Source organism: Streptomyces sp. NPDC002032 (assembly GCF_042890765.1).
GTDB lineage: Bacteria > Actinomycetota > Actinomycetes > Streptomycetales > Streptomycetaceae > Streptomyces.
Genome location: NZ_JBIASM010000018.1, coordinates 76776 through 98260 on the forward strand (window position 1 = coordinate 76776; position 21485 = coordinate 98260).

Consider the following 21485-nt stretch of genomic DNA (forward strand, 5'->3'; position numbering starts at 1 on the left):
GGTGAATGCCCGTCGGGAGGGGCATCCAGGCGGTGTGATGCCGGGGTTCGACTTTCCGTCATCGACCTTGGAGTGACATGCGCATTCGTACCGCGATCGCCGCCACCGTTCTCGCCGCGGCCGGCATCCTGGGCGCCTCCGGTGCCGCCGTCGCCGATGCCCACGCCGAGGGTGCCGCCATCGGCTCCCCCGGCGTCCTCTCCGGCAACGTCATCCAGGTACCGATCCACGTCCCGATCAACCTGTGCGGCAACAGCATCAACGTGATCGGCCTGCTGAACCCGGCGGCCGGCAACACCTGCATCAACACCTGATCCCCGCGGGGCCGTACCGGCCCGCGCGTCCCGCCCGCCCGGGGAGCGACGGCCTCGTGCCGCCCCGGGCGGGAGCGCCGGGTCCCGGCGGTGGGCGGTCAGCGGTGCAGCTGCCGCATCCAGTCCTGCGGGACCCGGTCGCCGGGGCCCGGCACCGGCTGGTCGGCCGGGTGGGAGGCCGGGGGCGCGAGGGCCGGGCCGGACTCGTACAGCTCGTCGGTGCCGTAGTTCCAGAACCAGTCCTCGCCCGGTTCGAAGCTCTGCACCAGGGGGTGGCCGCTGGACTTCCAGTGCGCAGTGGCGTGCTGGGCCGGGGAGGAGTCGCAGCAGCCGATGTGGCCGCACTGGGCGCAGCGCCGCAGGTGGAACCACCAGCCGCCCGTCGCCTCGCAGTCGCCGCAGCCGGGTCCGTCGGGCGCTGCGCCGGGGTCGATTCCGCTGATCTCGCTCATACGGGCTCCTCGGGATGGTGGGGGGCGGTTCGCGCGGTGTCAGTCGCTGTCGGCGTCGGCGTCGCGGTCCGAGTCGGCGTCGGCGTCCGGGTCGGGGTCGGTCAGCGGCAGCAGGACCTGGAAGCGGGTGTCGCCCGGTGCGGACTCGACCTGGAGGCTGCCGTGGTGCTTGTTGACGACGATCCGCCAGGAGATGTCCAGGCCGAGACCGGTGCCCTCGCCGACCGGTTTGGTGGTGAAGAACGGGTCGAAGATGCGGCTGCGGATGTCCGCCGGGATGCCGGGTCCGGTGTCGCGGAACTCCACCAGCAGCCGGTCCCCTTCGCGGGCCGTGCGGACGGTCAGGGTGCCCTCGCCACCGGTGCTCTCGATGGCGAAGACGGCGTTGTCGACGAGGTTGGTCCACACCTGGTTGAGTTCGGCCGGGTAGGCGGGCACGGCCGGCAGCGTGCGGTCGTAGTCCTTGACCAGCCGGATCCGGGGGCCGATCTTGCCGGACAGCATCAGCAGCGTGCTGTCGAGGAGTTCGTGGACGTCGACGGACCGGTGCGGGGCGCGGTCGAGCTGTGAGTACTGCTTGGCGGCGTCCACGAGGTGGGAGATCCGGGTGGTGGAGTCGTCGATCTCGTCCATCAGCAGCTCGGTCTCGACCGTGTAGTTGAGCCAGCCGATGGCGCCGGGGAGGATGTCCTCGGCCACGGTCGCGGCGACCTGCTCCAGCCAGTCCGTGTCCAGTCCGGCCTGGACGAAGGTCGGCGCGATGCGCCAGCCCTCGGCGATGCCGTGGTCGTCGAGCCAGTCGGTGAGCCGGTCCTCGCGGTCGGAGGCCTCCAGGGGGCTCAGCACCGGCGCCTTGGCGACGCGTTCGGCCGTCCGCTCCTGGATCTCGATGAGTTCGGCGAGCGCCTCGCGGGAGTAGGGGCCCTGGGCGATGACGGCCAGCTTGTGGCGCATCTTGCCCACCCGTTCCCGCAGGGTCGCGGTGGCGCGGACGGCCGCCGCGGCCGGGTTGTTGAGTTCGTGGGTGAGCCCGGCGGACAACGAGCCGAGGGCCAGCAGCCGTTCGCGCTGTCCGATGGCCCGCTGGGTGTTCTTCGAGCCGAAGAAGAGCCCTTCCAGCAGGTGCGCGGCCATCGGGAACCATTCCCGCATGACGTCGGCGAACGACTGGGCGGGCAGGACGAAGAACCGGGTCCACTCGGTCACCCGCATGGAGTTGGTGTACACCTGCGGCACCCGGTCGCCCAGGTAGGCCTGCATGGCACCGGAGTACACGCCGCGCTGCGAGGTGCGGCCGACCTCCACGTCGTCGACGCCGACCCGGCGGGACAGGACGACGGTGCCCTCGATCATCACGTAGAAGCAGGTGGCCGGGTCCCCCTCGGTGTACACCGGCCCGGCTTCGAACCGCTCCACCCGCCCCTCGGCGCAGAGCCGTCCGAGCTGTTCCGGGGAGAGCTTCTCGAACAGGAACAGCGAGGCGATCTCCTGCGGGCTGCACGGCATGACCTGGCCGCTCATGACTGCTCCAGGTACCGGTGGACGAGCATGACTGCCATGGCTCCCTCTCCGACGGCCGACGCGACGCGCTTCGCGGACTGGGCCCGGGCGTCACCCGCCACGAACACTCCGGGGATGTTGGTCTCCAGGTGGTAGGGCGGCCGGTCCAGTTCCCAGGCGGCCGGCGGCCGCCCGTCCGGGGTGAGGTCCGGTCCGGCCAGGATGAAGCCGTGCGCGTCGCGCAGCACGGTGCCGTCCAGCCAGTCGGTCAGCGGGGCCGCGCCGATGAAGACGAACATCCACTGGGCGTCGACGAGTTCGGTCGTGCCGCTGTCCACGTCGCGCAGTGTCAGCTGCTCCAGGTGCCCGTCGCCGTGGGCGGCGTCGATCACGGTCCGGGTCCGGACGGTGATGTTGGGGGCTTCCTCGATCTGCTGGAGGAGGTAGTACGACATCGACGCCCGCAGGGACTCGCCGCGTACGAGCAGCGTCACCGATTTGGCGCCCCGCGCCAGGTACATCGCGGCCTGTCCGGCGGAGTTGGCGCCGCCCACGATGTACACGTCCTGGCCCTGGCAGGAGGCGGCCTCGGTGAGGGAGGAGCCGTAGTACACCCCGCAGCCGGTGAGGTCGTCGCAGCCCGGGGCGTGGAGCTGGCGGTAGGAGACGCCGGTCGCCAGGATGACGCTGTGGGCGGCGATGGCCGTGCCGTCGGAGAAGCGGACGACGCGGGCCGCGCCGTTGACCTCCAGCCCCGTGACCTCGCGGGCGGTGAGGATCTCGGCGCCGAACCGGCCGGCCTGGCGGCGGGCGCGGTCGGTGAGCTGGGCGCCGGACACGCCGTCGGGGAAGCCCAGGTAGTTCTCGATGCGGGAGCTCTGTCCGGCCTGCCCGCCGGTGGCCGAGCGCTCGACCAGTACGGTCCGCAGCCCTTCGGAGGCCCCGTAGACGGCCGAGCCGAGTCCGGCGGGGCCGCCGCCGATCACGACGAGGTCGTAGAAGTCGGCGGCCGGTGTCGTGGCGAGGCCGACGTGGGCGGCCAGCTCGGGCGCCTCCGGTTCGACCAGGACGGCGCCCTCGGGGGTGATCACCAGGGGCAGCCGCCGGCCGTCGGCCCCAGCCGCCTCCAGCAGCCGTTGTCCCTCGGGTTCGTCGGAGGAGTACCAGCGGTAGGGCACCTGGTTGCGGGCGAGGAACTCCCGTACGGCGGAGGAACGCGCCGACCAGCGGTGTCCGACCACCTTGGTCGCGGGGACGGGCCGGTAGTCGCTGGAGCGCCAGGCCGTGAGCAGGTCGTCCACGACCGGGTAGAGCTTCTCCTCCGGCGGGTCCCACGGCTTGAGGAGGTAGTGGTCGAGGTCGACGACGTTGATGGCGTCGATCGCCGCGTCGGTGTCGGCGTACGCGGTCAGCAGGACGCGCCGCGCGCCCGGGTACACGTTCAGTGCCTGTTCGAGGAACTCGATGCCGTTCATCTGCGGCATGCGGTAGTCGGCCAGGATGACGGCGACGAGGTCGCCGCGCAGTTTGAGCTCGCGCAGCGCCTCCAGCGCGGACTCGCCGGATTCGGCGCGCACGATCCGGTACGAGGCCCCGTAGCGGCGGCGAAGGTCCCGGGCGACGGCGCGGGAGACCCCCGGGTCGTCGTCCACGGTCAGGATGACGGTCCGTGCTGTGTCGGCGACCTCTGCCATACGACTCCCACCCGAGCGGCGGCGCCCCGGAGTGGTGGGACGGCGAGCCGCCCGGCGCCGGTTCCCGCCCATCGTATGTTCGATCGTCCGGGTCCGCTCCGGGACCCGGCAGCCCGCGCACGCCCGGTGCGCGGGCCGTCGCGCGCGGTCAGCGGTGCTCGTGCGGCGGCGGGGCCGTCCGGCTGGGTCTCGACCAGAAGCGGCGCGTCGAGCGCGTCCACGAGATCCTCGCCGCCCACCCCGGCCACCACTGGATGCGGTCCGATCGCCGAGCGGATCCGGGAGGCGACCGGCATGGACGCGCTCACCGTGCTCGGCGGGGTCGGCTCGGGGGCCTCGACCGGCGCCCTGGCCCGCTACCTGCGCGAGGGCGGCGGCCGCGGTGCGGGCGCGCCGGACGTCGAACCGGTCGGCGTCCAGCCGTACGGGAGCGTCACCTGCTGCGCCGGCACGCGGTCTTCGCGGGGCTGTCGGCCGGGGCCGCGTACCTCGCGGCCGGGCACGAACGCGAGCGCGCGCCGGGGCGGACCGTCCTCTTCATCGCCGCCGACACCGGCCACCGCTACGCGGACGCCGTCCACGCCCGGTCCGCGAGGCCGCTCCGGTCGCGGACCGCGACCGGAGCCGGCTGGCCCTGCCGTGGTCGCGGATGGCCTGGGACCGCGCCCCGGGCGCGAGGCCGCTCACGCGCGGGCCGGCCGCGGCGGCTCCGTAACGGGCGGCCGGGGCGCGGGCAAGGCGCGGGTGGGAGGGAGCCGACGCACGCGCCGCCAGGACCCGCGACAGCGGGGTCCTGGCGGCGGGTGACGGCCGGCCCGTCGTCCCGGGAGCAGGTCAGCGCGCCGCTACTGCGGCGGCGGCGGAGGCGGCGTCGTGCCGCCCTGCCCCTCGTTGCGCAGCTGCTCCTTGAGCCTCTCCTGGGCCATGTCGACCTGGCTGCTGTACTTGCCCTGGGTCTTCCCGTCCACGAAGTCGCCCGCCTTGTCGACGCCCTGGCCGGCCTGCTCCTCGTGGCCCTTCAGCATCTGCTTGAGCTTGTCCATCATCGACATGGTGATCCCTTTCACAGTGATCCGACACCTCCAGCATCGCGGGCCGTCCCACAAACCGCATCCGCGCGTCGCGGGCGCGTATTCCCGCCGGTTCGGGGGCCGTGCGGCGCGGACGGGCACCCTCACCGCCCCCTCGGGCCGCATACCCACCGCTGGGGTGCACAGTCGTTTACCTTGGGGGTGAACATTTGTGCACCCCCGTGTGTCCCGCTCTCCTCCCGTGTCTGGAGCAGCATGCCCCCCGCGATACCCGCACCCGGTCCGGCCCCCGACACCGCGCCCGCGCCCCCACCCGGCTCCCGCTCCCCGCGCCCCCGGCTCGTCATGCCCGTCCTCGCCTTCTGCGGCATGATCGTCGCCGTCATGCAGACCCTCGTGGTCCCGCTGCTGCCGCACGTCCCCGACCTGACGGGGGCGAGCCCCGGCGCCGCCGGCTGGCTGGTCACCATCACCCTCCTGACCGGCGCGGTCTTCACCCCGGTGCTCGGCCGCGTCGGCGACATGTACGGCAAACGGCGGGTCCTGGTCGCCTCGCTGGGAGTGCTCACCGCGGGCTCCGTCCTGTGCGGGATCAGCTCCGACATCGGCGTGCTGATCACCGGCCGGGCCCTCCAGGGCGCCGCGCTCGCGGTGATCCCCCTGGGCATCAGCATCATCCGCGACGAGCTCCCCGCCGACCGGGTGCTGTCGGCGATCGCGCTCATGAGCTCGACGCTCGGCATCGGGGCGGCGATCGGCCTGCCGGTGGCGGCCGTGGTCATCGAGAACTTCGACTGGCACACCATGTTCTGGGCGTCGGCCGCCCTCGGGCTGCTCGACCTGCTGCTGGTGCTGTGGATCGTCCCCGAGTCCGCGGTCCGCTCGCGCGGGCGCTTCGACCTCCCGGGGACGCTCGGGCTGGCCGGCACGCTCGTCGGGCTGCTGCTCGCGATCACCCGGGGCTCGGACTGGGGCTGGAGCTCCGCGCGCACGCTCGGGCTGCTCGGCGCCTCCCTGGCCGTGGGCCTGCTCTGGGGCTGGTTCGAACTGCGCACCCCCTCCCCCATGGTCGACCTGCGGGTCTCCGCCCGGCCCGCCGTCCTGCTCACCAACGTGGCGGCCCTGCTGATCGGTTTCGCCTTCTACGCGAACTCCCTGGTCACCGGCCAGATGGTGCAGGAGCCCACCAGCACGGGGTACGGGCTCGGCGCGTCCATCGTGGTGAGCGGGCTGTGCCTGTTGCCGGGTGGTCTGGCCATGGTGGCCCTCTCCCCCGTCTCGGCCCGGATCTCCGCCGCCTACGGGCCGCGGACCGCGCTCGCGCTGGCGGCCGTCGTCATGGCCGCCGGCTACGTGGTCCGCTTCTTCACCAGCCACAGCCTCTGGCTGATCGTGGCCGGAGCCACCGTGGTGGCCTCCGGCACCGCCATCGCGTACTCGGCGCTGCCCGCCCTGGTCATGCGGGCCGTGCCGGTGAGCGAGACGGCGGCGGCCAACGGGCTCAACACCCTCATGCGTTCCGTCGGCCAGGCCTGTTGCAGTGCCGTGGTCGCCGCCGTGCTGGCCCATGTGACCTTCGTGGCCGGGGGCCGCAGCGCCCCGACCCTGCACGCGTACCTGCTGATCTTCCTGATCGCCGGGGGGACGGCGCTGGCCGCCCTCGTGGCCACGCTGTTCCTGCCGTCCGACCGCACCGGGCGCGGCCGCGGCCCCCTGCGCGGGCGCGCCTGCGGGGGCGGTACGGTCACCGTGTCAGCGACCGTGACCGCCGCCCGGGAGAGCGCATGAGCACCAGCGGGGAACCCGTCACCGCCCCGTCCGGCACGGCCGCCGGGGCGGAGGCGGAAGCCGGTTCCGGACGCGAGGCCATCGTGCGCGCCGCCCGCCGGGCGTTCACGCTGCGGCCGTACGCCGAGGTCACGATGCGCGGCATCGCGGCCGCCGCCGGGGTGAGCCCGTCGCTGATCGTCAAGCGTTTCGGCAGCAAGGAGGCCCTGTTCAACACGGTCGCCGACTTCGGGGCGGCCGCCGACGAACTGTTCGCCGCCCCGCCGCCGGTGCTCGGGCGGCACCTGGTCCTGACGATGGTCGAGCTGCGCGACCGGTTCCGCGGCGACCCGCTGCTGCGGGTCGTGTTCTCCCTGGGCATCGAGGACGAGCGCACCCTGCTGCGGGACCGGTTCCGCGAGCAGGTCACCGACCGGCTGGCCGCCACCCTGAGCGGCCCCGACGCCCTGCTGCGCGCCGAGCTGATCGCCGGCCAGCTGCTGGGCCTCGGCGCCACCCTGAGCCTGCACCGCCCCGACGGCGCCGGGGCCCGCGCGAGCGCCGACCGGCTCGCGGACCTGTACGCACCCGGGCTCCAGCTGCTCATCGACGGGCCCGGGGCGCCGGACACCCCTTAGCGGCCGCGCTGGATCTCGAAGTGGTCGATGCGCTGCCCCGTCTCGGCGAGGGCGCTGACCTTCAGCTTCGGGGAGCGGCCGGTCTCCACCTCGACCGCGAGGAAGGAGTAGTTGGTGTACCGGACCCGGGACCACTCGACGGTCTCGGTCGCCTTCGTGCCGCCCTTGACCCAGTGGTAGGTGTCGACGCTGTCGCGGTCCGCGACGTGGCCCTCGTACGAATCGGGTACGGGGAAGCTGTACAGCGAGCGGCCCGCCGCGCCGGCGGTGACGTAGACGATGCCGTCGCGGGTCGGGTCGGTGCGCTCGCCGATCGGGACCTTGCGGCCGACCTTGTTGCCCTTGATGGCGTCGGTGCGCTCGTACACGTGGTTGTGGCCGTTGATGACCAGGTCCACCGTGTGCTTCTCGAACAGCGGGACCCACGCCTCGCGGACGCCGCCCTCGGAGGCGTGCGCGCTGGTGGTGGAGAACGCGCAGTGGTGGAAGAACACCACGATGAAGTCGACGTCGCGGTTGTGCCGCAGCTCGCCGAGGCGCCGGTCCAGCCAGGCGGTCTGCTTGCCGCCGCTGATGTCGAAGTTGGCGGGGATCTCGTACGAGACGTCGTTCGCGTCGAGCGCGACGACGCCGACGTTGCCGTGCACGAAGGAGTAGACGCCGGGCTGGTTGACCGGGTCCGGGCCGTTGTCGGGCAGGGACCAGCGGGCGTTCTGGCCGCCGTAGCCCTGCGGCGAGTACCAGGCCTCCATGTCGTGGTTGCCGGTCGTCACCATCCACGGGACGGTCTTGGCCACGGATTCGGTCTGGGCGAGGAACTGGTCCCAGGTGCGGGCGTCGTAGGTGTCGCCACTGCCGCCCGAGCCGGAGGAGTCGGCGTAGCAGATGTCGCCCGCGTGCAGGTGGAAGGCCGGGTTCTGGGCCATCAGCACCGCGTCGTTGCCCAGCGCGTGGTAGCTCACGCCCTGGTCGCCGAAGGCGGTGAAGGTGAAGTTCTCGGCGCGCGCGGGGGCCGTGGTGAAGGTGCCGAGCGTGCCCGCGTTGCGGTGGTCGGCGGGGTCGAAGCCGTCGTGGCCGACGCCGTAGTAGTACGTCTGGCCGGGCCGCAGCCGGTCCAGGCCCACGTGCAGGTAGAACTGCTCGGCGCCCGCGATCTTGCCGCCGTTCAGGACGGGGGTGGTGAGGTGGCGCACCTCGGCGTCGATCTTCCGGCTCAGCGCCCAGGGGCTGGTGCCGATGCGCAGGTAGGGCTTCCGCACCGCGAAGGGCACCTGCCAGGAGACCCGCATCTGGGTCTTGGGGTCGGCGCCGTACTGCAGGTGACGGGCGAACGGCGCGGTCAGGGAGCCGTCGACGCCGCGGCGTTCGGCGGAGGTGCGCACCACGGCCGGGGCCGCGTACGCGGGCGAGGCGGTCCCCGCGCCGAGCCCGGCCCCGGCGACGGCCGCGGTCACCGCGCCGGCCCGCAGGGCGCCGCGCCGGGTGAACCGGGCGCGCAGGTAGTCGTGCTGCTCCGCCATGCTCATGCGGGAGGCGAGCTTCTGGGGGATACCGAAATCGGGAAGGTCCATGACGCGAAACATCCTCTGTTCGGGCGAAGCGGATCCCACCGCCGGGTGAACGAGGGGGATACGAACCCCCATGTGACTCCCAGAAATCTTCGCGAGCGGCCCGCGGATCGTGGAGGTGACAGGCCGTAGGACGGCGTACGGACCCCACCCGGCCGCACAGGGGGCGTTTTCCGCCAGATCCTCCGTTCCGCGCCCGGCGCCGGGCGTGATCAGTAGCGTGGACCGGGCTAGAGGTCACGGCGCCGGGCGGGTACCGGCGCCGGGCACGGACGTGTGACGTGAGGGAGCGGGCGCCGATGGCGAATGTGGAAGTGTCCCTGAAGGAGATCATGACCTCGGTCGAGGGCGCGCTGGGAGCCGCTCTCGTCGACTACACCAGCGGGATGGCGCTGGGGACCCTCGGCGGGGGCAAGGACCTCGACCTGGGGGTCGCCGCCGCGGCCAACACCGATGTGATCCGGGCGAAGGTCCGCACCCTGGAGATGCTGGGACTGCAGGACGGGATCGAGGACCTGCTGATCACGCTCGGCACCCAGTACCACCTCATCCGCCTGCTGGGGGGCAACGGCATGCAGAGCCTGTTCCTGTACCTCGTCCTGGACAGGAAGAACTCCAACCTGGCCATGGCCCGCCACCAGCTCAAGCGCATCGAGGCGGCACTGGAGCTGTAGCCGCGGTCCTCCGGGCCCACGCATGCCCACGAGTTGCAGACTTCTGCAACTGGGCACATCCGAAACTGGCCGAACCCGGGCAGGCGTGGGCCCCGCGGACGCGATGATGGGCGAGGCGGCTCCCGGACCGGAACTCCGGTGCCGGGAGGCACGGTCGAGGGCGATGGCGGGAGCATGCGGCGTGGGAATGCAGGTACCCCTGTACCAGGCGAAGGCCGAGTTCTTCCGCATGCTCGGGCACCCCGTCCGCATCCGGGTACTGGAGCTGCTGCAGAACGGTCCCCGGCCCGTGCGCGAACTCCTCGCCGAGATCGACATAGAGCCGTCCAACCTCTCCCAGCAGCTGGCGGTGCTGCGCCGGTCGGGCATCGTCGTCTCCATCCGCGAGGGCTCGACGGTGAGCTACGCGCTCGCCGGCGGCGACGTCGCCGAGCTGCTGCGGGCGGCCCGTCGCATCCTGACCGAACTCCTGGCCGGCCAGAGCGAGCTCCTCGCCGAGCTCCGGCAGGGCGAGCCCCGGAGCGCGTGGACGGGCCCGGGCGGGTGACCGGCAGCGCGGGCCGGCGCCCCGGGGGCCGGGAGCACGCCGGCGATTTCCGCTGACCCGCCCGGTGCGGGGAGGGGGGCGGGCAGGCGGGGAACCGGGCGGCCCGTCAGCCCTCGCGGTCCATGACGCGGCGGGCCGCCTCGGCCTCCGCCGCGGGCGGGGACAGTTCGTCGAGGGTGTCGAGCTCGTCGTCAGACGCCAGCTCGCGTTCCCAGGCGGCCGCGAGCCGCTCCCGCTCCTCGCGCGGTCTGCCGGCGACGGCCTCCCGGTGGTCCGGGTCCAGAGCCGCGAGGAAACGTCCGACCGCGTCCATCGGCATGCCGTACTCCTTGTCGCCGTGCGGGAAGGGCGGCGGTCACCGCGCCGCCGTGCCCGGCCCAGGATCGCGAACCCGGCCCCCCGCGGCCGCCCGACACGGCGCGCCACCACCCGAATGCGGGCAGCGGCCCGTCAGTTCCGCACCAGCAGCGCCACCGCGCCCAGGACGACCGCCAGGAGGAGCGCGAGGACCCCGTGCACGGGCCGGTGCTCGCGCAGGACCGGCAGGGCGCGGTCCAGCGCGAAGCGGCCCGGGCCGGTGAGGGCGAGGGTGACGGCCGCGGCGATGATCAGGGCCTCGAACTCGACGCCCGTCAGCCCGAACACGGCGCCGGTCCACTTCACGGCGATGGCGTTGATCATGACGCCGACGACGGCCGCGGCAGCCAGCGGCGTGAGCAGCCCGAGGACCAGCCCCAGACCGCCCAGCACCTCGGTCAGGCCCGCGAGCGTCGCCATGGTCCGCCCCGCCGGATAGCCCGCCCCGCTGAAGAACGCCCCCGTGCCCGTGATGCCGGGGCCGTTGAACCACCCGAACAGTTTCTGGGTGCCGTGGACGGCCATGATCGCGCCGAGTACGAGGCGCAGCACCGGCAGGCCCACGTCGTAGGAGGTGGTGCTCTCGGTGGTGAAGCGGGGTCCAGCGGGGTACCGGGTCGGGGCCATCGGATCACTTCCTGTCGGGGGCGCGGGGAGGGGCGGTCAGGGTGACGCGGTGTGCGGGGACGGGGACGGGGACGGGGACGGCGGCGGCGGGGGCGGCGGGGGCGAAGGCGGGGGTCGCCTTGCCTGCGCGGTGCGGTGGCCCGCGCGGGCCGAGGGGGCCGGGTCGTCGTCGGGGTGCAGGCCGAGCATGTCGATCAGCAGCAGGAGGCCGGCGGGGTCGGTGGCGTGCGCGGCGACCGTGCGGCGGGCAGCCTCACGGTCGCCCGCTCCGGCCGGTGCCAGGAGGGACGGGTCGTCACAGCCGAAAGGGTCCTTCATGCCCCGATGCGATCAGCTGCGCGGCCGGGGCGCAGCCCGGCCTGCTCCACCCGGCCCCGGCGCCGCGGGGCGCGTCAGTCGCCGTTCGCGGAGAAGTGCTGGTAGTCGGGCTCGGCCCAGCGGGCGCCCCAGGACCAGCCGGCCTCCTCGAAAGCGCTGGTCAGCACGGATCCCGGGGTGATCATGCCGGGGCCGGGGCGGTCGCGGTCCAGGTGACTCCGGCCGTTCGGCGGGTAAGTCGTGCCGTGGCGGTCGACGTACGGGTTCTCGACGGGGTTGATGTCGATGGCGTCGCCCCAGGCGTGCCGCGACCTGCGTTCGGCGTCGCCGGTGACCTGGCGGCAGTTGAAGGCGGAGGTGTTGTCGTCGGCCATGGCCCGTTCGTCGCTGCCGCCGTACTCGGCCGTCACCCGCATCCGGCGGATCGGGAAGCGGGCCTCGAAGGCCTTCGCGAACACGCGGAGCAGGGGTTCCACCGCGTCGCGGTGGACGATGAGCTCCCCCTGGTGGACCCTGCCGTCGAAGCCCCAGTGCTTCATCCGGACGAGTCGCAGCAGGTCCGGGGGGACGGGGCAGTCGGGCCGGTAGCCGACGCCCAGCTTCGCGGCCGGGACGGCCGAGACCTCGGCGGCCAGCTCCGCCACCGGGTTCCCCGGCGGGACCGCCCGGAACCCGGGTGCGGCTGCCTCCGGTACGCCGCAGGACGACGTGGACACGCAGATCGCGGCGGTGAGGGCCACGGCTGCGAGGCGGTAGCGCACCGCTCCACCGTAGGCCGGTCGGGCGCACCCGGCACGGCGGAGCGGCGGGGCCGGGATCAGCCCCGGTCGGGGGAGAACGTCACCGGAAGGCTCAGCGGGCCGCGAAGGCCGCCGGGACGCCAGCGGATCTCCTCCGGCGGGACGGCGAGCGCGAGCCCGGGGAGCCGGTCCAGGGCGGTGCCGATGGCGATCTGCCCCTCCAGCCGGGCCAGCGGCGCGCCCAGGCAGTAGTGGATGCCGTGGCCGAACGCCAGGTGGGTGTTGTCCCGCCGGGTGATGTCCAGCCGGTCGGCGTCGGGGAAGCGGGCCGGATCGCGGTCGGCGATGGCCGAGGCGATCAGCACGGTCGCGCCGCGCGGGATGCGCACGCCGGCGATGTCGAGGTCCTCGCGGGCGAAGCGGGCGATGCCCGGGCTGACGGGGCCGTCGTAGCGCAGGAACTCCTCGATCGCGCCGGGCAGCAGTCCGGGGTCGGAGCGCAGCCGGTCGAGCTGGGCGGGGTGGGCCAGGAGCATGGCGATGCCGCCCGCGATCAGGTTGACGGTGGTGATGTAGCCGGCGGCCAGCAGCAGGAAGACCATGGCGATCAGCTCGTCCTCGGTCAGCCGCTGCTCCTGGTCACGGGCGGTGATCAGGCCGCTGAGCAGGTCGTCGCCGGGGTCGGCCCGTTTGGCCCGGATGAGGTCGCCCACGTAGCCGCGCATGTGCTGCCACGCCTCGTTGACGACGGCGGGGTCCGGGGGCTGTGCGCCGCGCATGATCATGCGGTCGGTCCAGCGCTGGAAGTCGTGGCGGTCGTCGACGGGGACCCCGAGCAGTTCGCTGATCACCGTGACCGGGAGCGGCAGGGCGAAGTCCTCGACGAGGTCGGCGCGGCCGGCCGCCACGATCTCGTCGAGGAGCCCGTCGGTGACGGCCTGGATCCGGGGCCGCAGGCCGGCGACCCGGTGGGCGGTGAACGCCTTGGAGACCAGGCGGCGCAGCCGGGTGTGGTCGGGCGGGTCGCTGCGCAGCATGTTGCCGAGCATGGACTCGCGTTCGGTGCCGGGCAGCTGTTGCAGGAGCCGGGTGTCGGAGGCGTCGCGCACGTCGCTGCTGAGCCGGGAGTCGGAGAGGGCCGCGAGCCCGTCCTCGTAGCGGGTGACGACCCAGGCCTCCAGTCCGCCCGCGATGACGGCACGGCGCACGGGGCCGTCCTCGCGCAGTTGCCGGTAGAGCGGGAAGGGGTCGGCGACGAAGGCCGGATCGGCGTAGGGCAGAAGGACCGGCCGCTCAGTCATGTCGCCTCCAGGCGTACGTCTGCGTCGCCCCGCCGGGACGGACAGCGGGGACACCCAGGTCCAATTCTTACCGAATGCCGGTTTCGGTTCCCGTCCGCCGCGTCTCCGCGTCCGCGTCGCCGGTGGCGCCCCCTCCCCGGCGCGCGGTCCGTCCAGCGCGTAACGAACTTGTTCGTAACGAACATGTTCGTTACGCTCGTCGCATGACATCGAGCACCCCCGCGCGCCGCAGCCGCCGCGAGCGCCCCGCCAAGCCCGCGCTCACCCTCGACGGCATCGTCGCCACCGCGGTCGCCCTCATGGAGACCGAGGGGCTGCAACGCGTCACGATGCGGCGCCTGGCCCAGGAGCTCGACACCGGGCCGGCCTCGCTGTACGTGTACGTCGCCAACACCGCCGAACTGCACGCGGCCATCCTGGAGGAGCTGCTCGGCGCCGTGGACCTGAGTGCGGTGACCGACGAGGGCGACTGGCGGGACCGGCTCGCCGCCGTACTCGGCTCGTACACGGCCGTCCTGTTCGCCCACCCCAGCCTGGGGCTCGCCGCGCTGACGGCCCGCCCCTCGGGCCCGAACTACCTGGCCCTGGTCGAGGGGCTCCTCGCCCTCCTCCACGAGGGCGCGGTCCCCGACGCCCAGGCGGCCTGGGGCGTGGACGTGCTGCTCCAGGTGGCCACCGCCACCGCCGCCGAGCAGTCCACGCGCGACCGCGACCCCGGCGCCGGGGACGACCACGACGCCCTCGCCACCAGGCTGCTGGGCGCCGACCCCGCCACCCACCCGCGCATCGCGGCGATCGGCGGCGACCTGGTCTCCGGCACTCCCGAGGAGCGCCTGGACTGGGTCTTCCGCGCCGTCATCAACGGCGCGCGGGCCACGGCGCGCACCGAACGGCCCGTCACCTCCACCCGGGGACCCGCCGCCCCGTGACCCCGCCGGAAGCGGCCGCCGCCCCGGTACCGAAGCCCGTCCCCCGAGTCGATTCGAGGATTCCGTGCACACCACCCACCACCCCATCGCCGTCATCGGCGCCGGACTCGGCGGCCTGACACTGGCCCGCGTCCTGCACGTGAACGGCATAGCGGCCGCCGTCTTCGATCTGGACGCCTCCGCCGACGCCCGCGCCCAGGGCGGGATGCTCGACATCCACGAGGAGTCCGGTCAGGCCGCCCTGCGCGCGGCCCGGCTCCACGACGGGTTCCGGGCCCGGGTCCATCCCGGCGGCCAGGCCGTGCGCGTGCTGGACCGGCACGCCCGCGTCCTGCACGAGGAGGCCGACGACAGCACCGGCGGCCGCCCCGAGATCGACCGCGGGCAGCTGCGCGACCTGCTCCTCGGCTCGCTCCCCGCCGGCACCGTGCGCTGGGGCGCGAAGGCCGTCGGGGCCCGGCCGCTGGGAGGGGGTCGGCACGAGGTGACCCTCGCCGACGGCAGCGGCTTCACCACCGGCCTGCTGATCGGCGCCGACGGCGCCTGGTCGCGGATCCGGCCGTTGCTGTCGGACGCGACCCCCTCGTACACCGGGATCTCCTTCGTCGAACTGGACCTCGTCGACGCCGACACGCGCCACCCCGAGTGCGCCGAGCTGATCGGCGGCGGCATGTTCTTCGCCCTCGGGGACCACAAGGGCTTCCTCGCGCACCGCGAGGCCGACGGCGGCCTGCACGTCTACACCGCTCTGCGTACCCCCGAATCCACCCTGTCCGCCGTCGACTTCACGGACGCGCGGGCGGCGAAGGCCGCGGTCCTGGAGCACTTCGCGGACTGGGCGCCCGCGTTGCGCCGGCTGGTCACCGAGGCGGACGGGCCGCTGGTGCCGCGCCCGATCCACGCGCTCGCCGAGGGCCACCGCTGGGAACGGGTTCCGGGCGTGACCCTGCTCGGCGACGCGGCGCACCTGATGTCACCGTTCGCCGGGGAGGGCGCCAATCTCGCGATGATCGACGGCGCGGACCTCGGGGAGTGCCTGGCCGCCCACCCGGGCGACACCGAGGCGGCCCTGACGGCCTACGAGGCACGCCTGTTCCCGCGCGCCGAGGAGAAGGCGCGGGAATCCGCGCGGGGTCTGGAGGCCCTTTTCCACGATCACGCGCCGCAGCCGCTGCTCGACCTGTTCGCACCGGCCGGCTGACGGCCCGCGCATCCGGCCCTCCCGGTCAGCCGACGGTCTGGTCCCCGTCGGGGACGTCCTCGACCGTCACGAGGGCGCGGGGCCGGCCGAGTCCCGCCGCCACCGCTCCGGCGAGACCGTCGAAGTCCCGGCCCTCGGGGACGGGCACCTGCTCGCCCTCCCCGTACCCCTCGATCGCCTTGACGAAGTAGCCGGGAGCCCAGGCACCGACGGCCCCCCTGACCTCGATCGCGGTCACGGGGCGGTCACCGACGCGGTCCCTCAGGGCGGTGAGGATCGCGTCGGACCGCAGTTCCCCGGGCACCTGGAACAGGCTCGCGTGCGCTCCGACCAGGCCGCCGTCCCGCAGGCGCACGGTCACCGTGAGGCAGCTGGTCACGCTCGGGTAGATGATCACGCCGCCGGGCGCGGCCTCGCCGATCCGCCCCTCGGTGACCGTCACCGCCCCGGCCGCCGCGGGCGCGGCGCCCGTACGCGGTCCCGTAGGGGCGGGTCCGGAGGCCCGGGCCTCGGTGACGGGGCCGAGCGGGAGCGCGAGCAGCGCCGCCGCCAGCAGGGCGCCGGCCACGACGGCCCTCCTGCCGGAGGGCCGGACGGCTCGGGTCGTACGCGTCGTACGCGTCGTACGCGTCCTACGGGGAAGCGGCTGCCGCGCTGACACGATGGTTCTCACTCCTGCGGTCGAGGCCGGGCCGACCGCCCGTCACCAAGGCCCACCCTAGGGGACCCTGACCGCCGACCACCGACCACCGGCTGCCGACCGCAGGTCCCCGGGCACGTGCCCGCGCCGCATCAGCGGGTGGCGAGCAGCTGGAGCGTGTCGATCACGCGGTTCGAGAAGCCCCACTCGTTGTCGTACCAGGCGACCACCTTGATGTGGCGGCCCTCGACGCGGGTCAGGGCCGAATCGAAGATCGAGGAGGCCGGGTTGCCCGTGATGTCGGAGGAGACGAGCGGGTCGTCGGAGTACTCCAGCACTCCGGCGAGCGGCCCCTGCGCCGCGGTGCGGTAGGCCTCCAGTACGTCCTCGCGGGTCACGTCGCGGGCGACGGTCGTGTTGAGCTCGACGATCGAACCCACCGGGACCGGCACGCGGATCGAGTCGCCGGACAGCTTGCCCGCGAGGTTCGGCAGGACGAGGCCGATCGCCTTCGCGGCGCCCGTCGAGGTCGGCACGATGTTGACGGCGGCGGCGCGGGCGCGGCGGGGGTCGCGGTGCGGGCCGTCCTGGAGGTTCTGCTCCTGCGTGTAGGCGTGCACGGTCGTCATGAAGCCGTGCTCGATGCCCGCCAGGTCGTCGAGCACCGCGGCCAGCGGGGCGAGCGCGTTGGTCGTGCAGGAGGCGTTCGAGACGATGGTGTGCAGCGCCGGGTCGTAGGCGTCGGTGTTGACCCCGTAGGCGAGGGTGACGTCCGCGCCGTCCGCCGGTGCGCTGACCAGGACCTTCTTGGCACCCGCGTCGATGTGGGCGCGGGCGGCCTTGGCCGAGGTGAAGCGGCCCGTCGCCTCCAGCACGATGTCGACGCCGAGCTCCGCCCACGGCAGCCGCTCCGGCTCGCGCTCGGCGAGCACCTTGATGCGGTGGCCGTCCACGACGAGGACGTCCCCGTCGACGCTCACCGGACGGCCGAGCCGGCCCGACGTTGTGTCGTACGCGAGCAGCCGCGCGAGGGTGGCGGGCTCCGTGAGGTCGTTGACCGCGACAACCTCCAGGCCGCTGTCGCGCTCCAGCAGCGCGCGCAGCACGTTGCGTCCGATGCGGCCGAATCCGTTGATGGCGATGCGGGTCATGAGGATTGTCCTTTCGGGTGCGTTCGCCTTCAGCTTCGCGCGCCGCGGCCGCCGGTGACAGCGGCGGGATCGCCATGGTCCGCAAGGATCCCGCCATCCCCTCCCGGGAGCCCCCGCACCAGGAACCCCGGATGCCGGGGGGGGTACGGGCTACTCGCCGCGGGTGAAGGTGCGCCGGTACTCGGTCGGCGTCGTCCCGAGGATGTGCTGGAAGTGCAGCCGCAGGTTCGATCCGGTCCCCAAGCCGACGTCGTCGGCGATCTGCTCGACCCCCCGCTCCGAGCGTTCGAGCAGCTCACGGGCCATGTCCACGCGGGCCCGCATGATCCACTGCATCGGCGTGTATCCCGTGTCCTCGGCAAAACGGCGCGAGAACGTGCGCGGCGACACGGCCGCGTGCCGGGCGAGCACCTCCAGGGTGAGGGGCTCACCGAGGCGGCGCAGCGCCCATTCGCGGGTGGCGGCGAACCGCTCGCCGAGCGCCTCGGGGACACTGCGCGGCACGTACTGCGCCTGGCCGCCGCTGCGGTAGGGGGCGGCCACCAGGCGCCGGGCCGTGTGGTTCGACGCGGCCACGCCGAGGTCGCCGCGCAGGATGTGCAGGCACAGGTCGATGCCCGAGGCGGCGCCTGCCGAGGTCAGCACGCTGCCCTCGTCCACGAACAGGACGTTCTCGTCGACCCGGACGAGCGGGCGTTTCGCCGCGAGGGCCCGCGCGTAGTGCCAGTGCGTCGTGGCGCGCTTGCCGTCGAGCAGGCCGGTGGCGGCGAGCGCGAAGGCGCCGGTGGAGATGGCGGCGAGCCGCGCGCCCCGTACGTGGGCGGCGATCAGTGCCTCGACGACGGCCCGCGGCGGGTCTTCGCGGTCGGGGAAGCGGTAGCCGGGGACGAAGACGATGTCGGCCCACTCCAGGGCCTCCAGACCATGGCCGACGTGGTACGACAGTCCGTCGCCGCCGGTCACGAGGCCGGGCGCCGCACCGCACACCCGTACCTCGTACGGCACGCTCGCGCGGGTGGTGAACACCTGCGCGGGAATGCCGACGTCGAGGGGCTTGGCTCCTTCGAGGACGAGGACGGCGACATGACGCAGGCGGGGGGCTGGCACGGGAGAGAGCGTACGCGGCGCGGGTGCGCGGCCCCCGGCGGGTGGCTCCGCGCGCGCGGAGCGCCGTCGTCCCCGCACATACGTCGTCCCCTGCACATACAAGGAAGAGTTACGGACATATCCGCATTTGGTAAAACACGACGCGTGCAGCGGCCGGCAGGCGCGTCCGGGGCGCCACAGTGTGGCTGCCCGGCAGCACGCCGGGCACCGTTCGGAGCCCGTCCGGCTTTCACGAGCCGGCCGGTGCTGTCTGTTGAAGGGGTCATCTCCATGTCTGCTTCTCTCACCACCCGCCGGGCCGTCACCGCGTTCCTGGCCGCAGGCGTCCTGCTCGGCTCGGCGGCCCTGCCCGCCGCCGCCGCCGACCACGGCCGCGACCACGGGCGTGCGCACTCCGCCGTCACCATCGGCAGCGTCCAGTACGACAGCCCCGGCCGCGACGCCCGCTCCAACAACTCCCTCAACGGCGAGTGGGTCGAGGTGAAGAACACCGGGAAGCACGCCGTCAACCTGCGCGGCTACACCCTGACCGACCGTGAGGGCAACCGTTACCGCTTCGGCGACTTCAAGCTGGCGGGCCACTCCGCCGTCAAGGTCCACACCGGCAAGGGCCGCAACACCCAGCGCGACGTCTACCAGGGCCGCCGCATGCAGATCTGGGACAAGCAGGACACCGCCACCCTGCGCGACGCCCGCAACAAGGTCATCTCCACCGACTCCTGGGGCCGTGGCGGGCACCACAGCCGCGGCTGATCCGGAACCGGCGGCTCCACCGACGACGACGTTGGGGCCGCCCCGTCTGCGGCGCGTCACGGCCATCCGGCCGCGGCGCGCCGCAGGCGCGTGCGGGGCCCGGCGGCTCAGGTGCCGAGGAGCCGCAGGGAGGCCCAGAGGGCGGTGACGGCGGCGGCGAGGGCTGCCGGGGTGGTGAGCAGACCGAGGCGGGTGAACTCGCCGAGGGAGACGCGTTCGTCGTGCTCGTGCACGATGCGCCGCCACAGCAGCGTGGCCAGCGAGCCGACGTAGCTCAGGTTCGGGCCGATGTTCACGCCGATCAGTACGGCGAGGACGGGTCCGGGACCGGCCGGCGCGGCGACCGGGAGCAGGGCCAGGACGGCGGGCAGGTTGTTGATCAGGTTCGCCAGCAGCGCGGCGACCCCCGCGACAGCCAGCAGGGCCGGCAGCGAGCCGCCCGGGGGCAGGACGTTCGCGAGGCCGTCGCCGAGGCCGTGGTCCACGACGGCCCGTACGACGATGCCCAGCGCGAGGACGAACAGGCAGAACCCGGGCGCGGCGGAGAGGACCAGCCGTCGGGGCGTCGTCTCGCGGCGGTACAGCGCGCGGCAGGCGAGGACGAGGGTGCCGGCGAGGGCGGCCCAGGCGGGGCTGGCCCCGGCGAAGGAGGCCACCGCGAACCCGGCGAGGGTCAGCGCGAGGACCACCAGCGGGAAGCGGGGCACGGAGGGGGGCGAGGGGGTGTCCAGGGCCCCCGGCGGCTGGACGGGCTCGGCCAGGTCGCTCCGGAAGAACCGGCGGAAGGCCGCGTACTCGACTCCGATCGCGGCCAGCCAGGGCAGCGTCATCAGGGCCGCGAAGCGGGTGAAGGACAGGCCGCTGGCGGTGAAGGCCAGCAGGTTGGTCAGGTTGGAGACCGGCAGGAGCAGGGAGGCGGTGTTCGCCAGGTGCGCGGTGGCGTACACGTGCGGCCGGGGCCGGGCGCCGAGGCGGGCGGCGGTGGCGAACACGACCGGGGTCAGCAGCACCACCGTCGCGTCCAGGCTCAGGGTGGCGGTGACCACGGCGGCGACCGCGAACACCCCGCCCAGCAGGGTGCCGGGACTGCGCCCGCACCGGCGGGCCACCGCGTCGCCGGCCGCCCGGAACAGCCCTTCGTCGGCGCACAGCTGGGCCAGCGCCAGGATCACGGCGAGGAATCCGACGACGGGCAGCAGTTCCCGGGTCTGTTCCCACGCGGCACGCGGGGACACCGCCCCGAGCGCCACCAGCAGCCCGGCGGCCGGTACGGCGGCCACCGCCTCCGGCAGCCCGCGCGGCCGGACGACGGCGAACGCCAGCACGCCCAGCAGCACGACGAGGGACGAAGACTCGGCTATGACGGTACTCAGCGTGCACTCCCGCGACGAAACCCACCCGGCCGGACGACGGCCACGAACCTCCCCAGGATGACACCCGCGCCGCCCGGACCCCGCCTTCGGCTCCGTCCGTCGCGGCCGGGCACGCGGGTGACCGCTCGGGCAGATGTGCCCGTGGGGGCGGGCGCGCCCGCCGGGCTATGGTGACGCGCCGTCCGCCGTCCGCCGTCCGGCAGGGCCGGTCGGCGGCGGTTCACGGTTCGGTCCGGCGTCGGAGGAGGCCGCACATGGCCAGTGCGTTTCAGGAGCGGAAGCTCAAGGGGATGTTCGCCGCGTTCGACGCGGACGGGGACGGCTACCTGCGCGAGGAAGATTTCACGGCGCTGGTGGCCCGCTGGAGCCGGCTGCCCGGCGTGGACCCCGGTACGCCGCTGCGCGCGCGGGTGGAGACGCTCCTGATGGGCTGGTGGGCGGCGCTGCTGGAGGCCGGGGACGCGAACGGCGACGGAACGGTCGACCTGGGCGAGCTGCTCGCGCTCGTCGACCGGCTGCCCGCCATGACGGCGGAGGTCACCGCCACCGCCGACACCGTCTTCGACGCGGTGGACGCCAACGGGGACGGCCGCATCTCCCCCGAGGAGCACCACAGGCTCGTCGAGACCTGGACCGGGCGCTCCGTCGATACGACGGGCGTCTTCGAACTCCTCGACCCGAACGGCGACGGCCACCTCGGCCGCGAGGAGTTCGCGCTGCTGTGGCAGCAGTTCTGGACCAGCGACGACCCGGCGGATCCGGGCAACTGGCTCTGCGGCCGCTTCGACGGCTGACGTCCGTAC

At 73.8% G+C, this 21485-nt stretch carries 23 protein-coding genes; 9 read left to right on the forward strand and 14 right to left on the reverse strand.

Annotation, left to right across the window (positions count from 1 at the left end):
• Nucleotides 1-77: 77 nt before the first annotated feature.
• On the forward strand, nucleotides 78-314 hold the full coding sequence (locus ACFYYT_RS30515) for a chaplin (protein ID WP_351823375.1): 237 nt from the start codon (nucleotides 78-80) through the stop codon (nucleotides 312-314).
• Between the two features lie 98 nt (nucleotides 315-412).
• Here the strand turns inward: ACFYYT_RS30515 and ACFYYT_RS30520 are convergent, their stop codons facing one another.
• The 4 genes from ACFYYT_RS30520 to ACFYYT_RS30535 all read right to left on the reverse strand — a co-directional run bounded on the left by ACFYYT_RS30520 (nucleotide 413) and on the right by ACFYYT_RS30535 (nucleotide 5012).
• Complete coding sequence (locus ACFYYT_RS30520; protein WP_351823378.1) at nucleotides 413-766, reverse strand: UBP-type zinc finger domain-containing protein; 354 nt, start codon at nucleotides 764-766, stop codon at nucleotides 413-415.
• A gap of 39 nt (nucleotides 767-805) precedes the next feature.
• Complete coding sequence (locus ACFYYT_RS30525) at nucleotides 806-2287, reverse strand: ATP-binding protein (RefSeq protein ID WP_351823381.1); 1482 nt, start codon at nucleotides 2285-2287, stop codon at nucleotides 806-808.
• Nucleotides 2284-3960 (reverse strand): FAD-dependent oxidoreductase, encoded by a 1677-nt coding sequence (locus ACFYYT_RS30530; protein ID WP_351823384.1) that lies wholly within the window; start codon nucleotides 3958-3960, stop codon nucleotides 2284-2286. Before ACFYYT_RS30530 ends, ACFYYT_RS30525 begins: the two co-directional genes overlap by 4 nt.
• Nucleotides 3961-4805: 845 nt before the next feature.
• A complete protein-coding gene (locus tag ACFYYT_RS30535; RefSeq protein ID WP_351823387.1) occupies nucleotides 4806-5012 on the reverse strand; it encodes an antitoxin in 207 nt (68 codons plus the stop codon).
• A gap of 234 nt (nucleotides 5013-5246) precedes the next feature.
• Here ACFYYT_RS30535 and ACFYYT_RS30540 point away from each other — a divergent pair, with 234 nt between their 5' ends.
• On the forward strand, nucleotides 5247-6779 hold the full coding sequence (locus ACFYYT_RS30540; RefSeq protein WP_351823390.1) for an MFS transporter: 1533 nt from the start codon (nucleotides 5247-5249) through the stop codon (nucleotides 6777-6779).
• Nucleotides 6776-7396 (forward strand): TetR family transcriptional regulator, encoded by a 621-nt coding sequence (locus tag ACFYYT_RS30545; protein ID WP_351823392.1) that lies wholly within the window; start codon nucleotides 6776-6778, stop codon nucleotides 7394-7396. Before ACFYYT_RS30540 ends, ACFYYT_RS30545 begins: the two co-directional genes overlap by 4 nt.
• Here ACFYYT_RS30545 and ACFYYT_RS30550 read toward each other — a convergent pair.
• The gene (locus tag ACFYYT_RS30550; protein WP_351823395.1) at nucleotides 7393-8967 is read right to left on the reverse strand and encodes a metallophosphoesterase family protein; all 1575 of its coding nucleotides are present in this window, start codon (nucleotides 8965-8967) and stop codon (nucleotides 7393-7395) included. The two genes, ACFYYT_RS30545 and ACFYYT_RS30550, sit on opposite strands and share 4 nt — an antisense overlap.
• A gap of 296 nt (nucleotides 8968-9263) precedes the next feature.
• Here ACFYYT_RS30550 and ACFYYT_RS30555 point away from each other — a divergent pair, with 296 nt between their 5' ends.
• The gene (locus ACFYYT_RS30555) at nucleotides 9264-9638 is read left to right on the forward strand and encodes a hypothetical protein (RefSeq protein WP_351823396.1); all 375 of its coding nucleotides are present in this window, start codon (nucleotides 9264-9266) and stop codon (nucleotides 9636-9638) included.
• A 187-nt stretch (nucleotides 9639-9825) separates the two neighbouring features.
• Nucleotides 9826-10185, forward strand: coding sequence for a metalloregulator ArsR/SmtB family transcription factor (locus ACFYYT_RS30560; protein WP_351823438.1), 360 nt, complete (start codon nucleotides 9826-9828; stop codon nucleotides 10183-10185).
• Between the two features lie 106 nt (nucleotides 10186-10291).
• Here ACFYYT_RS30560 and ACFYYT_RS30565 read toward each other — a convergent pair whose 3' ends face one another.
• The 5 genes from ACFYYT_RS30565 to ACFYYT_RS30585 all read right to left on the reverse strand — a co-directional run bounded on the left by ACFYYT_RS30565 (nucleotide 10292) and on the right by ACFYYT_RS30585 (nucleotide 13528).
• Nucleotides 10292-10504 carry a hypothetical protein gene (locus ACFYYT_RS30565; protein ID WP_351823399.1) on the reverse strand — a complete coding sequence of 71 codons (213 nt, stop codon included), beginning with the start codon at nucleotides 10502-10504 and terminating at the stop codon, nucleotides 10292-10294.
• Between the two features lie 131 nt (nucleotides 10505-10635).
• A complete protein-coding gene (locus ACFYYT_RS30570) occupies nucleotides 10636-11169 on the reverse strand; it encodes a DoxX family protein (protein WP_351823401.1) in 534 nt (177 codons plus the stop codon).
• A 36-nt stretch (nucleotides 11170-11205) separates the two neighbouring features.
• Nucleotides 11206-11487, reverse strand: coding sequence for a hypothetical protein (locus ACFYYT_RS30575; RefSeq protein WP_351823404.1), 282 nt, complete (start codon nucleotides 11485-11487; stop codon nucleotides 11206-11208).
• Nucleotides 11488-11561: 74 nt separating this feature from the next.
• Complete coding sequence (locus tag ACFYYT_RS30580) at nucleotides 11562-12248, reverse strand: M15 family metallopeptidase (RefSeq protein WP_351823407.1); 687 nt, start codon at nucleotides 12246-12248, stop codon at nucleotides 11562-11564.
• 56 nt (nucleotides 12249-12304) lie between these two features.
• Nucleotides 12305-13528 (reverse strand): cytochrome P450, encoded by a 1224-nt coding sequence (locus ACFYYT_RS30585; protein WP_351823410.1) that lies wholly within the window; start codon nucleotides 13526-13528, stop codon nucleotides 12305-12307.
• Between the two features lie 203 nt (nucleotides 13529-13731).
• Here ACFYYT_RS30585 and ACFYYT_RS30590 point away from each other — a divergent pair, with 203 nt between their 5' ends.
• Both ACFYYT_RS30590 and ACFYYT_RS30595 read left to right on the forward strand, forming a co-directional pair.
• On the forward strand, nucleotides 13732-14457 hold the full coding sequence (locus ACFYYT_RS30590) for a TetR/AcrR family transcriptional regulator (protein WP_351823412.1): 726 nt from the start codon (nucleotides 13732-13734) through the stop codon (nucleotides 14455-14457).
• A 64-nt stretch (nucleotides 14458-14521) separates the two neighbouring features.
• Entirely contained in the window at nucleotides 14522-15658 is a 1137-nt protein-coding gene (locus ACFYYT_RS30595) for an NAD(P)/FAD-dependent oxidoreductase (protein ID WP_351823415.1), read from the forward strand.
• A gap of 25 nt (nucleotides 15659-15683) precedes the next feature.
• Here ACFYYT_RS30595 and ACFYYT_RS30600 read toward each other — a convergent pair whose 3' ends face one another.
• The 3 genes from ACFYYT_RS30600 to ACFYYT_RS30610 form a co-directional block, all read right to left on the reverse strand.
• Nucleotides 15684-16226, reverse strand: coding sequence for a hypothetical protein (locus ACFYYT_RS30600; protein ID WP_351823417.1), 543 nt, complete (start codon nucleotides 16224-16226; stop codon nucleotides 15684-15686).
• A gap of 224 nt (nucleotides 16227-16450) precedes the next feature.
• Nucleotides 16451-17449: a type I glyceraldehyde-3-phosphate dehydrogenase gene (gap, locus tag ACFYYT_RS30605; RefSeq protein WP_351823420.1), complete on the reverse strand. Its 999-nt coding sequence runs from the start codon at nucleotides 17447-17449 to the stop codon at nucleotides 16451-16453.
• A 150-nt stretch (nucleotides 17450-17599) separates the two neighbouring features.
• On the reverse strand, nucleotides 17600-18556 hold the full coding sequence (locus tag ACFYYT_RS30610; RefSeq protein WP_351823423.1) for a helix-turn-helix domain-containing protein: 957 nt from the start codon (nucleotides 18554-18556) through the stop codon (nucleotides 17600-17602).
• 270 nt (nucleotides 18557-18826) lie between these two features.
• Between ACFYYT_RS30610 and ACFYYT_RS30615 the strand changes: the two genes are divergently transcribed.
• Complete coding sequence (locus ACFYYT_RS30615; RefSeq protein ID WP_351823426.1) at nucleotides 18827-19309, forward strand: lamin tail domain-containing protein; 483 nt, start codon at nucleotides 18827-18829, stop codon at nucleotides 19307-19309.
• A gap of 107 nt (nucleotides 19310-19416) precedes the next feature.
• On the opposite strand, the gene ACFYYT_RS30620 is transcribed toward ACFYYT_RS30615, so the two are convergent.
• Entirely contained in the window at nucleotides 19417-20682 is a 1266-nt protein-coding gene (locus ACFYYT_RS30620) for an SLC13 family permease (protein WP_351823441.1), read from the reverse strand.
• Nucleotides 20683-20936: 254 nt separating this feature from the next.
• Between ACFYYT_RS30620 and ACFYYT_RS30625 the strand changes: the two genes are divergently transcribed.
• The gene (locus ACFYYT_RS30625) at nucleotides 20937-21476 is read left to right on the forward strand and encodes an EF-hand domain-containing protein (RefSeq protein ID WP_351823429.1); all 540 of its coding nucleotides are present in this window, start codon (nucleotides 20937-20939) and stop codon (nucleotides 21474-21476) included.
• Nucleotides 21477-21485: the final 9 nt, after the last annotated feature.

Bases quoted from the DNA above. Each gene is read 5' to 3' on its own strand.
- ACFYYT_RS30515 (WP_351823375.1), top strand. From the start codon at position 78: ATGCGCATTCGTACCGCGATCGCCGCCACCGTTCTCGCCGCGGCCGGC.
- ACFYYT_RS30520 (WP_351823378.1), bottom strand. From the start codon at position 766: ATGAGCGAGATCAGCGGAATCGACCCCGGCGCAGCGCCCGACGGACCC.
- ACFYYT_RS30525 (WP_351823381.1), bottom strand. From the start codon at position 2,287: ATGAGCGGCCAGGTCATGCCGTGCAGCCCGCAGGAGATCGCCTCGCTG.
- ACFYYT_RS30530 (WP_351823384.1), bottom strand. From the start codon at position 3,960: ATGGCAGAGGTCGCCGACACAGCACGGACCGTCATCCTGACCGTGGAC.
- ACFYYT_RS30535 (WP_351823387.1), bottom strand. From the start codon at position 5,012: ATGTCGATGATGGACAAGCTCAAGCAGATGCTGAAGGGCCACGAGGAG.
- ACFYYT_RS30540 (WP_351823390.1), top strand. From the start codon at position 5,247: ATGCCCCCCGCGATACCCGCACCCGGTCCGGCCCCCGACACCGCGCCC.
- ACFYYT_RS30545 (WP_351823392.1), top strand. From the start codon at position 6,776: ATGAGCACCAGCGGGGAACCCGTCACCGCCCCGTCCGGCACGGCCGCC.
- ACFYYT_RS30550 (WP_351823395.1), bottom strand. From the start codon at position 8,967: ATGGACCTTCCCGATTTCGGTATCCCCCAGAAGCTCGCCTCCCGCATG.
- ACFYYT_RS30555 (WP_351823396.1), top strand. From the start codon at position 9,264: ATGGCGAATGTGGAAGTGTCCCTGAAGGAGATCATGACCTCGGTCGAG.
- ACFYYT_RS30560 (WP_351823438.1), top strand. From the start codon at position 9,826: ATGCAGGTACCCCTGTACCAGGCGAAGGCCGAGTTCTTCCGCATGCTC.
- ACFYYT_RS30565 (WP_351823399.1), bottom strand. From the start codon at position 10,504: ATGCCGATGGACGCGGTCGGACGTTTCCTCGCGGCTCTGGACCCGGAC.
- ACFYYT_RS30570 (WP_351823401.1), bottom strand. From the start codon at position 11,169: ATGGCCCCGACCCGGTACCCCGCTGGACCCCGCTTCACCACCGAGAGC.
- ACFYYT_RS30575 (WP_351823404.1), bottom strand. From the start codon at position 11,487: ATGAAGGACCCTTTCGGCTGTGACGACCCGTCCCTCCTGGCACCGGCC.
- ACFYYT_RS30585 (WP_351823410.1), bottom strand. From the start codon at position 13,528: ATGACTGAGCGGCCGGTCCTTCTGCCCTACGCCGATCCGGCCTTCGTC.
- ACFYYT_RS30590 (WP_351823412.1), top strand. From the start codon at position 13,732: ATGACATCGAGCACCCCCGCGCGCCGCAGCCGCCGCGAGCGCCCCGCC.
- gap (WP_351823420.1), bottom strand. From the start codon at position 17,449: ATGACCCGCATCGCCATCAACGGATTCGGCCGCATCGGACGCAACGTG.
- ACFYYT_RS30615 (WP_351823426.1), top strand. From the start codon at position 18,827: ATGTCTGCTTCTCTCACCACCCGCCGGGCCGTCACCGCGTTCCTGGCC.
- ACFYYT_RS30625 (WP_351823429.1), top strand. From the start codon at position 20,937: ATGGCCAGTGCGTTTCAGGAGCGGAAGCTCAAGGGGATGTTCGCCGCG.